Raw genomic sequence first — 13,000 nt, forward strand, 5'->3', positions numbered from 1 at the left:
TTACTCCCAGACCTTTTCTAAATGTGCCGCCAAACGAGATAAGGGATAGCAAATCAGAAAATACAAAATAAAAATAAAGCCATAAATCCAAAGAGAAGCGCTCGGCACGGTTAGCAGCGAGTTTTCAATAATTTGCTGGCCAACTTTAATGACCTCAACCACGCCAATCAGTACCGCCAAAGAGCTGGTTTTCACCATTCGGGTAAATAAATTAATCGCGCCTGGTGTTACTCGTTTTAGACTTTGCGGAAAAATGACGTAGATCAAAGCTTGAACGTGGGTAAGTCCGAGCGCATAGGCCGAATCGCGTTGATGTTGATCAATTGAAGTAATGGCAGCACGAACCAAATCGCCCATTTCTGCCGTACCCCATAAAACAAACACAACAACACACACCCACATTGCTGAAAACTGCCAGTTAAACCATGTCGCAAAGCCGAAATAAAACACGAACAGCAAAACTAAAATTGGAATGATTCGAATGGCTTCTAGATACAGGCGGCACAGCGATTTAACGACTATGTTTTTAGAAGTCATAATGACGCCGAAAACTGTGCCAAAAATTGCAGAGAAAAACACTGAAATAAATGCAATTTTTGCAGTTGCCCAAAGTCCCCACATTAATCGTTCGAGATGACTCGCTTGAAATAGATAATCAAGTTCCATGGCTCACCTTCCGACTTCTGTGCTCCAGATAACTGGTTAAAATAGACACAGGCAATAAAATAATCAGATAAGCCATGATGAGTAAAAACAAAGCTTCGGTAGTTTTATAGTCCATACCAATTAAGTCTTTGGTGACAAAAAGCAGCTCAACAACAGCAATGGCACTAACCACAGAACTTTCTTTAATCAGAAATAGACAATTTGCCCCTATTGCCGGAATTGAAATGGCAAGTGCTTGAGGAAAAATGACATATCTAAAAATTTGAGTCGGTTGCAAACCAATACTTTTTGCAGAATCAATCTGCCCTTTTGCAACAGATTGCAAACCTGCTCGGAAAGCTTCGGCCATATAGCTTCCACCTAAGAAGGTCAGTCCGATCACACCACAGGCGAAACCATCGATTTTGATGCCAAGCTTTGGCAAACCGTAATACAAAAAGAACAGTTGAATTAATAAAGGGGTATTTCGAGATAACTCAATATAGAACTGGGCAATTCTATTTAGCACCCGCACGCGATATGTGATTAAAATGCTGCAAATTAGCCCCACAATAATTGCCAAAATAATGCTGATAATTGAAATTTTCAGCGTGGTCAAAGTTGCAGAGAAAAATTGCGGCAACACACTATGGATATACTGCCAGTTCAAGGAAAATTCCAAAAAAATAATATTAAAACGCTATAAATATTTAGCTTTCGTCAGCTATTAAATATTTGTGCAACGAGTTTATTTTTTTCCCAATTGGTCTAAAACTATTTTTATTAGATAAGCTTTTCTATAAGTTTGATAAATTCGATCTGGCAATCGAAAACCTTCGAATCAATTGAATACAACCGCTCAAAACATATTCACTAAAACAAAGATGAATAATAAAACCAATAAAAAATCGGACACCAACGCCCGATTTTTATTAAATAATTTTTAATCTACTGCTTATTTTCTAAGTACATCGCCAATGCTTGGGTCTTTATCAAAAACCGATTTAGCATATGGGCAAAGCGGAATTACTTTTACGTCTTTTTCACGAACAAAAGCCACCAAAGCATCCAGTAATTGGCGACCTACGCCTTGTCCCCGATAATTTTCATTTACATCTGTAGCGTCAATAATCAGCATGCCTTCGCCTGCCCATGTATAAGTCATTTCACCCGCAACGGTTTCTCCATCAAGTAAGCTAAAGCTGCCGTGTTTTGCATCATCTTTTTGTTGAATATTCACAATGAATTCCTCGTATTATGGCTCAAATTTATTTAAAAATGACTTTATATATCTTTATCTATAAGAACAAATTTAAGTGTAAAAAAATAGACTATTTTTAGCAGTGAGTCTGTATGCTTTTTAAATACAATCGTCAATTAAATTAGTGAAACTCTTGCACCAGACTATTAATGTGCGCCACAGCAGCAGTTCGGTTTTCAACGCAAAGTTTTTCAAAAATATGCTCCAAATGCTTGTTTACCGTCCGTGGACTAAGCTCCAAAATTTCTGCAATGTCTTTATTGGTTTTTCCTAACAACAACCAGTGCATGACTTCTGCCTCACGTTGAGTCAACTGCCGGCAATATTTTAAAATATCAGCTATTTCCAAAGCTGGCGTAGAAGTCTTAATCTGTATCAGATAATTTTTTGCCACACTTTGTTCAGTTTGCCACGGCGTAAGCAATAAAAGCTGTAATTGCTGAGATGGTGTCGAATAAGAACAGCTGGTTAATTTTTTGGGGTCTTTTTCATGTTCCAAATCTGAAAACCAAGCTTTTAAGCCTGCTTCAAAGCCCTCTAATTCAGGTAAATATTGATTCAGTAGATCATTAGCCTTTTGGGTTTTCCAAACAATTTTACCGTGAACATCTAGCGCAAGAATGGCTGTTTCCGTTGCATCAATTACCTGTTTCTGTTGTTGCAATAGTTTGGCATGTACCAAATGTGTTTTTACCCTTGCTAATACTTCTTCAATATTCAAAGGTTTGGTTACATAGTCCACCCCACCGACCTGAAAACCACGCACAATATGCTCTGTCTCAGACAAACCTGTCATAAAAATGACGGGAATAAACTGTGTAATTGGGCTCGCTTTAAGCTGTATACAACTTTCAAAACCGTCCATATGTGGCATATTGCCATCGAGTAAAATCATATCTGGTAAGCATCGGTGGGCAATTTCAATTGCACTCAACCCATCGGTTGTGACAAGTACGCGATAACCTGCCTGATCCAGACTTTCATGTAACAAGCCTAAATTTTCCGGCACATCATCCACAATCAGAATAACAGCCTGCTCGTTTGGCGAAGCTTGCTGAAAAGAAACATGTTGCGTACTCATTGCTTATCCTGAATTAATCGTTGGGCGTGTTTTAAATCAAACTTTTGAATAGCCTGTTCCAGCTGTTCCCATAACTCTTTATGCTCCGGAAAATTCTGACGGCATTGCGTTAAAGTCTGTTGAATTCCACGAATATAACCCTGCCCAATCAAATCATTTAACTGTTGCAAGCTTTGCGGTAAATCAAGCAAATTATTATCTTCTGGTTGTTGGATTGGTGTATGAACAGCAGCTTGCTCCTGCTTAAACACGTTTAAATCAAGCGCTTGAACTTCATTATTTTCAAGGTGTGCTTCCGATTTAAAATCAATCCATACCAAGCCCAACTTATCTCCAATTTTACTCAGCAACAAATTAAGATCGATTGGCTTTAACATAAAGTCCTCACTTAAGACCGCATCTTGTGGATTGACTTCACGCTCGCCTGCATTCGCTGAAATAATTAAGATCGGCACATTGGTAATATTATTCTGACGCAATAATCGTGCTGTTTCCCACCCGCCCATCAAAGGCATATTTAAATCCATCAAAATCAGGTTAGGTTGAAAAATAGGTACTCGTCTTAAACAGTCAATGCCCGACTCGGCTTCTTCAATCATAAATCCCAAAGGTTTGAGAAAATTAGCAACTAAACCTCGGTCCACAGCTTCATTATCGACAACCAAAATTCGTTTACGCTCGCCTTGATAACCCGTAATTTGGTTGGAGTAGACATTAGAAATTGGATGAACTACTTCTTTTGAAGGTAAGTAAAACTTAATCTTAAATTGTGAACCCTGATTGAGCTGACTAGTCACAGATAACTGGCCACCAAGTAAATCGACTAATAATTTTACAATTGGTAGTCCGAGTCCTGTTCCGGTAAATCCGCCTTGAACCACATTACTGCCCCGTTCAAACGGATTAAAGATTCGCTCTAAATCTGCCTCGGCAATACCACAGCCCGTATCTCTAATTTCAAAATAAGCCGTTTGAAAACGGTACTCAACCTTCAAAGTAATTGTGCCGCTCATTGTAAACTTTAAAGCATTGCCCAGTAAATTGATGAGCACTTGTTCTAAGCGTTTTTTGTCGGTACGCACATAATGCGGTAAGTTCTCTCCAATTTCATAAACAAACTGTAAATTCTTCTGTTCAAACTGAGGCTGAAACATTTGAATAATCTGTTCAATAAAATTGGGGAAATGAACATCCACTACATTTAAAGAAATTTTGCCTGTTTCAATGCGTGCTAAATCTAATAAACCATCAATCAGTGAAGTCAAATGCTGCCCACTACGGCTGATCACCCCGAGCGCCATTTTGCCTTGTTCTGAAAGCTGCTCTTGTTTTTGAAGTAATTGGCTATAGCCTAAAATACTATTTAGAGGCGTTCTTAGTTCGTGACTAATGCCAATGACATAACGGCTTTTTGCATCATTTGCCCGTTCTGCTGAAATTCTGGCATCTTGTAAGTCTTTTGAAGTGACTTCATGGGCAGCAATTTCATCAATCAATAATGCTGTTTGCTGGTGTGTTTCGATTTCAGCATTACGACGGCTTTCATCGTTTAATACGAGCCACCAAGCAGCAACACTCATCAATAGAAATAAAATGGTATAAATTTTGACAAATAGCGTAAATAGCTGAGGAACGGCTGCCGCATTAATGGTTTCTAAATAGGTTTTTTCTTGGATATAAACCAGACTTAAACTCACTGCCAGAACAATCGACAGCCCTAAAGTCAGTAATAAATATAAACTGACTCGACTATTTAAACGGCTCGCCCAGCGTTCTGGTAAATAGTGCCAGATGGCTTTTTTAAGTTGTACCGACCAACGTGCATCAGGTTTACATAAATCGTGACAGCGTGCTTCAAGTGAACAGCATAATGAGCAAATCGTACCGTTATAGGCAGGACAGCTTGCCATATCTGCAAGTTCATAGTCCCGTTCACACACCACACAATTAGCAACCGACGTCGCCTGAATTTTTTCAGGCTGGCGTGCAATGTAATATTTGCCTTTGGTTAGGTAGGCAATAACAGGAACACATAACACCGCACTCCCCAAAGCAATAAAACTCGCCAATCCTTTTGCCATGAGTCCGAAAAAGCCCAAATAGCTAAGCATAGATAACACTGAAGCGATGAGTAAGGCACCCACACCTACGGGGTTAATGTCATATAAGTAAGCACGGCGAAATTCAATTCCCTTTGGGCTTAAACCTAAAGGTTTACAGATAATTAAATCGGCAACAACGGCACCAATCCATGCCAAAGCAATATTGCTATATAGCCCCAAAATGCGCTCCACTGCATGGCTAATGCCCATTTCCATCAAAACAATAGCAATAAAAACGTTAAAAAGAAGCCAGACAATTCGCCCCGGATGGCTATGAGTTAAGCGAGCAAAAAAGTTTGACCATGCCAGTGAACCAGCGTAGGCATTGGTCATATTAATTTTAATTTGCGCCAAGCAAACTAGTGCTAGAGTCAATATTAAAGCAAGCTGAGGGTTTGGAATAAACTGTTGATAGGCGACCCAATATAGATAAGTCGGATTGTCTAGTTCAGAGATAGGAATAAACAGCTGAAAAGCCAACACCATCAGCAGCATGCCCATCAAGACTTTTAGAAATCCAAAAATAATCCAAGATGGGCCACCTAAAAAAACGGCAAAACGCCATGCAGTTCTGTTTTTTTCTTGCTGGGGTAAGAAACGTAAATAGTCGGCTTGCTCACCAATTTGGATCACAAATGAAAAAATAAGAGTGCACGCCGCACCAAAGTAATACAGATTAAAATCGGTTGAGTTTGAAACTGCCCCAACAAAATGCAAGCTACTACTTAAAATTTGTGGTTGTTTCCATAGTACAAAAAACCACGGTAACAACAGCAATAAGAGCCAGATTGGTTGTGTGATCGCCTGAACTTTATTAATAAAACCAATGCCTTTGACTACTAAAGGCAAAATCACTAAGGCAGAAATTAAGTAACCAATAACTTGCGGAATGCCTAAAGCAAGCTCAAGTGCCATTGCCATAATTGCGGCTTCAAACGCAAGCAAAATAAAGGTAAAGCTGGCATAAATCAGAGACGTAATGGTCGAGCCAATATAGCCAAAACCTGCACCACGAGTAAGCAGATCAACATCTACATTATATTTTGCGGCGTAGTAACTGATCGGCCAACTGGTCAAAAATATGATGGTGCATACGACAATTGCTGCCCATAACGCATTGCTAAAGCCATACTGCCAAAGCATGGTCGCCCCAATGGCTTCCATAGCCAAAAAGCTAACGGTCGAAATTGCGGTGTTGGTCACCGTCCAAGGCGACCATTTACGTACTGAGGTGGGTGCATAGCGGAGCGCATAATCTTCAATACTTTCATCTGCCACCCAAATATTATATTCACGGCGTGTTTTGATCACACGTTGCGGCGCTTGTTGGGGACGTGAAGAATCTGGCATAACACTCATGTTTTGGATGGGGCTGCATTAAACCCAGCAATCCTTATGCCAAAAGTCATTTATCATGGCGATTTTCTCTAATACGTACATATACGCAAAATAACGTATTTTCAATTTTTCCCAAAAATCACACACTCAAAAACATCAAAAAACAATGATCAATATTTGTGTTGATTGACCGAAAATGATTGGGAGATTGATGTTATGAGTGTATCTGAACATCCAAATCTGGACACTGTGCAAGGTACAGATTCACAAAAAGCAGTGAATGAAACCTTAGAAGATTATACTTTACGTTATGCTCCACACAGCTTTCGGCGCTGGAGTCCCAAAGTTGTCGCTATTACTGCACTTGGTGGTATTGCCTATCTTGCTGACTTTTCTATTGGCGCCAGTATTGGTATGTCTTACGGAACAACCAATGCTGTTTTCTCCATTTTATTTGCAGCGATTATTATCTTCTTAACCGGCATTCCTTTAGCCTACTACGCAGCGCGCTATAACATCGATCTTGACTTGATTACCCGCGGCGCAGGTTTTGGTTATATCGGCTCAGTCCTGACCAGTATCATTTTTGCCAGTTTCACGTTTATTTTCTTTGCCCTTGAAGGTTCAATCATGGCGCAAGGGTTATTGCTCGGTTTAGGCATTCCGCTTTGGGCAGGTTACCTCATCTCAACAGTTATGGTCATACCGCTGGTGATTTACGGTATGAAAGCCTTAAGTAAATTACAAGTCTGGACTACCCCGCTTTGGCTCGTTCTGATGATTGGTCCTGTGGCCTATCTGATTTATCAAGAACCTACCTTAGTCAGCCAGTTTGCAACTTTCACAGGTAACGAAGGTTTTGCAACTGTAGACATGGCTGCAATCATGTTAGGTGCTGGTATATGTTTATCGCTAATCATGCAAATCGGTGAGCAAATTGACTATCTACGCTTCATGCCTGCTAAAACAAAAGAAAATAGCAAAGCATGGTGGGCTGCGGTTATTTCAGCGGGTCCGGGTTGGGTAATTTTAGGGGCGATTAAACAAATTATTGGGGCATTTTTAGGTTTCTATTTACTTACTAAAATACCGGGCGTAAACAGCACTGAACCTGTTCAACAGTTTAATGCAGCGTTTCATGACATGCTTCCGGGCTGGGCAGCTTTAACACTTGCAGTGATTTTGGTAGTTATTTCTCAAATTAAAATTAATGTGACCAATGCTTACTCTGGTTCCCTTGCATGGACAAGTGCCTACACACGTATTAGCAAACATTATCCTGGTCGTATTGTCTTTGTGATGGTGAACTTGGCAATTGCGCTTGCTTTAATGGAAGGCAACATGTTCGCGGTACTGGGTAAAATCTTAGGGTTCTATTCAAACTTTGCGATTGCTTGGGTTGTGGTTGTTGCAACAGATATTTCAATTAATAAATATGTATTAAAACTTTCACCGAAAGAGCCAGAATACCGCCGTGACATGCTATACAACGTAAACCCTGTCGGCATGGTTGCGTTCCTTGTATCAGCAGGCTTATCAATTGCAGCATTCTTCGGATTACTGGGTAGCTTCTTGGCGCCTTACTCACCGCTTATCGCACTTGTACTTGCCTTTGTATTAACACCAATCATGGGCTTATTAACCAAAGGAAAATACTACATCAAGTCACACGATGACGGCATTAAAGAACCACGTTATGATGCTGAAGGTACTCCTGTAGCAACTGTTTATCACTGCCGCGTATGTGAGCAAGGTTATGAACGTCCAGATATTATGTTCTCTCACAAACATAACGGTACAATCTGTTCTTTGTGTAAAACACTCGATGCTTAAATATTCTTAAAACTAAAAAAGAAGCTTTAAAGCTTCTTTTTTTATATCTGATGATTCTTAGCCAATCGGGAATAAACGTTCAGGCACTACATCTTTCATCACAATGGTTGAGATGAGTCGTTGCACACTTGGAATAGCTGATAATTTTTCATCGTATAAACGCTGGAAAGCAGGTAAATCTTTAGCCACCACATGTAGTAAATAATCTGGCTCACCAAACAAGCGCTGCGCCTGAATAATTTGCGGGATGTCTATTACAGCATTTTCAAATTTCTCGACTGCCTGTTTATCACCTTCTTTAAGCGTAATAAAAACAATCGCTGAAAATTCAAATCCCACTAAATTCGGGTCGAGCTCTGCCCGATAACCTTTGATAGCTCCTGACTCTTCTAAAGCCTTCACTCGTCTATGACAAGGTGAAATGCTCAAACCAACTTTTTCTGCCAATTCAGTAATAGATAATCGGCCATTCAATTGCAATTCAGCAAGAATCTTTTTATCTGTGCGATCCATTTAGAAAAATTTACCCCAAATGAGTGTGATATGAGCAAACATTTAAAAGCACATTCTAAATACATGAGCATATTATTTTCAACAAGCTCGAATAAATAGGGATTTTTTCTAAACCACGAGTGAAACCTTTGGAAAATAGTTTGCCGAGATAAGCATATGGCTTTTAACATTTTTATTGCATTTTGGAGCGTCTCCATTCTTTTTATTATTACGCCAGGGGCAGACTGGGCCTATGCCATTTCGGCAGGGATTAAAGGCAAAGTCGTCGTACCCGCTGTTGCAGGTATGCTGTTTGGGCACTTTATTACGATTTTATTAGTAGCGGCTGGTGTTGGTCTACTTGTAGCAAATAATCCAACTGCTCTGATGATCCTAACAATTGCAGGTTCTGCTTATTTGTTATGGATGGGAATAAACTTATTACTTACCCCTCCTACTCCGAACGAATCTGGTTCTGAAAAAGCTCAGTCATGGTTGAGCTGGGCAACCAAAGGAGTTTACGTGAGTGGATTAAACCCGAAAGTTTTTTTGCTCTTTTTAGCACTGCTTCCTCAATTTATTGACACTACTGCTTCATGGACAGTGACAACACAAATTCTTGCCTTCGGTGTTGTCCACATGATTAGCTGCGCGATAATTTACTTAATAGTGGGTTATGGTTCAGAGGCTATTTTGAAAACCAGACCACAAGCAGCACAATTAGTCGGCCGTTTTTCAGGTGGTTTGATGGTTGTTATCGCAACGTGCTTATTGATTGGGCAAATTTAAAAGTCATTCAGCAAAAAGTTACTGGCCTCGATTTCAGGTCAGTAACTTAAATAATAAATATAAGAAAAAATTATCTCATTCGTTTGAGGTTATACGTCACGACTCCCCAAATAACCAGTTCTTGCCCCTCTTCAATATAAATATTCTGATAATCAGGATTTTCTGCTTTTAGCCAAACTTTAGGTGGATGAAATTGACTATCAATCATTAAGCGCTTCACAGTGAAATCATTATCGATGAGTGCAATCACAATATCACCCGATTTAGCGGGAATGCTACGATCCACAATAAGCGGATCATTAATATCAATTCCAGCATCTAACATTGACAACGAATTGGCTTTGACAATAAACGTGGCATTTTCATTTCTAATTAAATATTCATTTAAATCGAGTGCTTGCTCAATATCATCTTGTGCAGGTGAAGGAAAACCTGCCGCAACACGTTCAGTTGCCAAAGGAATGTGGTAAATTTTATCGTTATTCGGGTGGACCTGCTGAACATTAAGTTTTGAGTTAAAGTCGGTCAAGTTATTGGTTTTGACATTATTCAGTAACCAATTTTTGATAAAGTTAACTTGAGACTCGGGGACACGAATGACTTTGGTGGGTTCATTGAACTGTGCTTTACGTCCGGCATTTTCTCGTACACCGCCATGCTCGAACTCTTTTTTCTTTGGCATATTGCCTCCATTCCACTGTTCAAATCCTACACAAACAATGTAACTTGAAAAAGTTACATTTTCAAGTTGACGAAATATTTTTTTTGCATAACAATAAATCTCATGATCAGATTTTAATCCATTTTGCTTTTAACAGGGATGTTTTAACCAAAATGGCAATTTGAAGAAAATCAAAACCTATTTCGAAATAGTCGTTATCGCTGACTGTTTTTTGATTTTTATCAAATGAGATTCTGAACACTTAACATTCTGGTTAAATTCAGTTTTTGGTATGGAGACATGCGAAATGAAAAATCAACGTGATGCGGTTTTAGGTTATGCAAATGAGCAACATGCTTACTATATCCGCCTAATTGAAAATGATGCGGTTTTAGGTGAAAGCTACGGATTATTTTGTGAAAATCCGGATAGCGAAGCAGCCGAAAGTATTATGACGACACTTTTTTTGAAAAAATCTTTTTGGTTAAACGGTTCTGAATACCTTGATATTGTAAAAGGCCTACAACCTCTCCCTCAGTAAATACAGTAAGTAAGCTAAAAACAAAGGAGGCAAAAGCCTCCTTTGTTTTTAAAACATTCTGCTTAAGACGTAAAACGTCCGTAGGCATCACGTTTTTGATTACGAGAGTTTTGACCACGGCCATCATCGTCATCGTCGTCATCACGGCTGCGACCACGACCTCGTCCACCTGAGCGGCCACGATCGTCATCATCATCGTCATCACGACTGCGGCCACGACCTCGTCCGCCTGAACGGCCTCCGCGATCATCATCATCGTCATCACGGCCACGGCCTCGTCCGCCTGAACGGCCACGATCGTCATCATCATCGTCATCACGACTGCGGCCACGACCTCGTCCGCCTGAGCGGCCTCCGCGATCGTCATCATCATCGTCATCACGGCTGCGGCCACGACCTCGTCCGCCTGAGCGGCCTCCGCGATCGTCATCATCATCGTCATCACGGCTGCGACCACGGCCTCGTCCGCCTGAACGGCCTCCGCGATCGTCATCATCATCGTCATCACGGCTGCGACCACGACCTCGTCCGCCTGAGCGGCCTCCGCGATCGTCATCATCATCGTCATCACGGCTGCGGCCACGGCCTCGTCCGCCTGAACGGCCTCCGCGATCGTCATCATCATCGTCATCACGGCTGCGACCACGACCTCGTCCGCCTGAACGGCCTCCGCGATCGTCATCATCATCCTCGTCATCACGGCTGCGGCCACGGCCTCGTCCGCCTGAACGGCCTCCGCGATCGTCATCATCATCGTCATCACGGCTGCGACCACGACCTCGTCCGCCTGAACGGCCTCCGCGATCGTCATCATCGTCGTCATCACGGCTGCGACCTCGGCCTCGTCCGCCTGAACGGCCGCGATCGTCATCATCATCGTCATCACGGCTGCGACCTCGGCCTCGACCACCTGAACGGCCTCCGCGATCGTCATCATCATCGTCATCGCGACTGCGACCTCGGCCTCGACCACCTGAGCGGCCTCCGCGATCGTCGTCATCGTCATCATCATAACGGCTGCGACCACGGCCACTTGAGCGGCTACCGCGATCGTCATCATCGTCGTCATCATCACGACTGCGACCACGACCATTACGGCCATCATTTTTATGACTTAAGGCACCCGCTTCACGTGCTTCTTCAGACGTAAATTCATGAGCGTTACCACTTGCATGGGCTGCTCGGCCAGCTTCACGAGCTTCTTCAGAGGTGAACTCATGTGCATTACCACTCGCGTGAGCAGCTCGCCCACCTTTGCTAGCTATTTCTCGTACTCTTTCAGGATCCATACTTGCAAATCCACGATTTGAAGTACCTGTTCTATTGTTATCATCATCTTCATATCTAGTATTAGCCATAGTTATATCTTCCTATATTTAATTATAGTCACTACCGCTTTTGGTTAACGGATTTAATAACAATAGAATATTTATAATATTTTCCCACCTAAGTGATGTATCAATCCTTTTAAATGTATATCAATCAAAAAATGAAATTTCCTATAAAGTCATTATTTTTAAAATATTTTAAAAATTTTAATTATTAATAATTTTACTCTTTAAATAATGAACATACTCATTATTACCTAATAGCACACTATAATATAGTTTTACAAACATAGTTAAAATAATTTAACTGATAACAAAAAATTTCAAAATGTACAAAACAGTAAAATAACACAACATCAGATCTATTGAGAAAAAAACAGGTAAACAATTATTTTAATTAAAAAACAATAACATATATCATTACATTTTCAGAATCAATTTACTTGAGAGATTAATATAAATATTTAAAAATAATTTTAATAAGATGGTTTGAGTAACTTAACTATGCAATTAAAAAATCAACAGTCAGCTCTACAATATATCCATATTTCTATCCCTGAAATTTTACTAGGACATATTAAGTCGAAAAACTCATGGCAGGACTATGACAAAGAATGGAGTTATAGATTAGACCCACCTCATGCAAGTCATCCCTTCCAAAGAGACTTATATATTATTAAGTCAGAAAATATAGAACATGAAGATATAAAACTGTTGCTAGATAATATAGCTATTAAAAATAATAAAAATTCAGAAAATATAGATGGAGCAAAAGAAATTATTAAAAAAATATTAGATTTATCTAATAATATACCGATAGAAAACTGGTTAGAGGATACAGGAAATAGATCTATTATTGAAAGCATGATTGATAAAAACAAAATCAAGTTAATCGATATTATTTAGCCCTCAAATATAAAATATTTTTT

Annotated in this window: 13 protein-coding genes; 5 read left to right on the forward strand and 8 right to left on the reverse strand. The window is 40.2% G+C overall.

The annotated features are described in order from the left end of the window. The gene (locus tag AAC388_RS10810) at nt 1-666 is read right to left on the reverse strand and encodes an amino acid ABC transporter permease (protein ID WP_000418072.1); all 666 of its coding nucleotides are present in this window, start codon (nt 664-666) and stop codon (nt 1-3) included. Further along, on the reverse strand, nt 656-1,315 hold the full coding sequence (locus tag AAC388_RS10815) for an ABC transporter permease subunit (RefSeq protein WP_001104465.1): 660 nt from the start codon (nt 1,313-1,315) through the stop codon (nt 656-658). The genes AAC388_RS10810 and AAC388_RS10815 overlap by 11 nt, the downstream gene beginning before the upstream one ends. Nucleotides 1,316-1,380: 65 nt before the next feature. Here AAC388_RS10815 and AAC388_RS10820 point away from each other — a divergent pair, with 65 nt between their 5' ends. Beyond that, nucleotides 1,381-1,494, forward strand: coding sequence for a hypothetical protein (locus AAC388_RS10820; RefSeq protein ID WP_079748338.1), 114 nt, complete (start codon nt 1,381-1,383; stop codon nt 1,492-1,494). 106 nt (nt 1,495-1,600) lie between these two features. On the opposite strand, the gene AAC388_RS10825 is transcribed toward AAC388_RS10820, so the two are convergent. From AAC388_RS10825 to AAC388_RS10835, 3 genes are all read right to left on the reverse strand, one after another. Further along, a complete protein-coding gene (locus tag AAC388_RS10825) occupies nt 1,601-1,885 on the reverse strand; it encodes a GNAT family N-acetyltransferase (protein ID WP_005069864.1) in 285 nt (94 codons plus the stop codon). Between the two features lie 142 nt (nt 1,886-2,027). Then, entirely contained in the window at nt 2,028-2,987 is a 960-nt protein-coding gene (locus AAC388_RS10830; protein WP_336016179.1) for a response regulator transcription factor, read from the reverse strand. Beyond that, complete coding sequence (locus AAC388_RS10835) at nt 2,984-6,448, reverse strand: ATP-binding protein (protein WP_342370586.1); 3,465 nt, start codon at nt 6,446-6,448, stop codon at nt 2,984-2,986. Before AAC388_RS10835 ends, AAC388_RS10830 begins: the two co-directional genes overlap by 4 nt. 195 nt (nt 6,449-6,643) lie before the next feature. Here AAC388_RS10835 and AAC388_RS10840 point away from each other — a divergent pair, with 195 nt between their 5' ends. After that, nucleotides 6,644-8,260 (forward strand): allantoin permease, encoded by a 1,617-nt coding sequence (locus tag AAC388_RS10840; protein ID WP_002114289.1) that lies wholly within the window; start codon nt 6,644-6,646, stop codon nt 8,258-8,260. 57 nt (nt 8,261-8,317) lie between these two features. Here AAC388_RS10840 and AAC388_RS10845 read toward each other — a convergent pair whose 3' ends face one another. After that, nucleotides 8,318-8,773, reverse strand: coding sequence for an Lrp/AsnC family transcriptional regulator (locus tag AAC388_RS10845; RefSeq protein ID WP_000376211.1), 456 nt, complete (start codon nt 8,771-8,773; stop codon nt 8,318-8,320). Between the two features lie 156 nt (nt 8,774-8,929). Between AAC388_RS10845 and AAC388_RS10850 the strand changes: the two genes are divergently transcribed. Beyond that, on the forward strand, nt 8,930-9,541 hold the full coding sequence (locus AAC388_RS10850) for a LysE family translocator (RefSeq protein WP_014206465.1): 612 nt from the start codon (nt 8,930-8,932) through the stop codon (nt 9,539-9,541). A 70-nt stretch (nt 9,542-9,611) separates the two neighbouring features. Here AAC388_RS10850 and umuD read toward each other — a convergent pair whose 3' ends face one another. Then, a complete protein-coding gene (gene umuD, locus AAC388_RS10855) occupies nt 9,612-10,223 on the reverse strand; it encodes a translesion error-prone DNA polymerase V autoproteolytic subunit (protein WP_002114396.1) in 612 nt (203 codons plus the stop codon). Between the two features lie 286 nt (nt 10,224-10,509). On the opposite strand from umuD, the gene AAC388_RS10860 reads away from it, so the two are divergent. Next, a complete protein-coding gene (locus tag AAC388_RS10860) occupies nt 10,510-10,743 on the forward strand; it encodes a hypothetical protein (protein ID WP_002114518.1) in 234 nt (77 codons plus the stop codon). Nucleotides 10,744-10,805: 62 nt separating this feature from the next. Here the strand turns inward: AAC388_RS10860 and AAC388_RS10865 are convergent, their stop codons facing one another. Beyond that, nucleotides 10,806-12,101: a KGG domain-containing protein gene (locus AAC388_RS10865; RefSeq protein ID WP_342370587.1), complete on the reverse strand. Its 1,296-nt coding sequence runs from the start codon at nt 12,099-12,101 to the stop codon at nt 10,806-10,808. Between the two features lie 474 nt (nt 12,102-12,575). Here AAC388_RS10865 and AAC388_RS10870 point away from each other — a divergent pair, with 474 nt between their 5' ends. Further along, entirely contained in the window at nt 12,576-12,977 is a 402-nt protein-coding gene (locus tag AAC388_RS10870; protein WP_032062682.1) for a DUF6367 family protein, read from the forward strand. The last annotated feature ends 23 nt before the right edge of the window (nt 12,978-13,000 follow it).

It is taken from the genome of Acinetobacter sp. D009, from assembly GCF_038562025.1.
Classification (GTDB): domain Bacteria; phylum Pseudomonadota; class Gammaproteobacteria; order Pseudomonadales; family Moraxellaceae; genus Acinetobacter; species Acinetobacter pittii.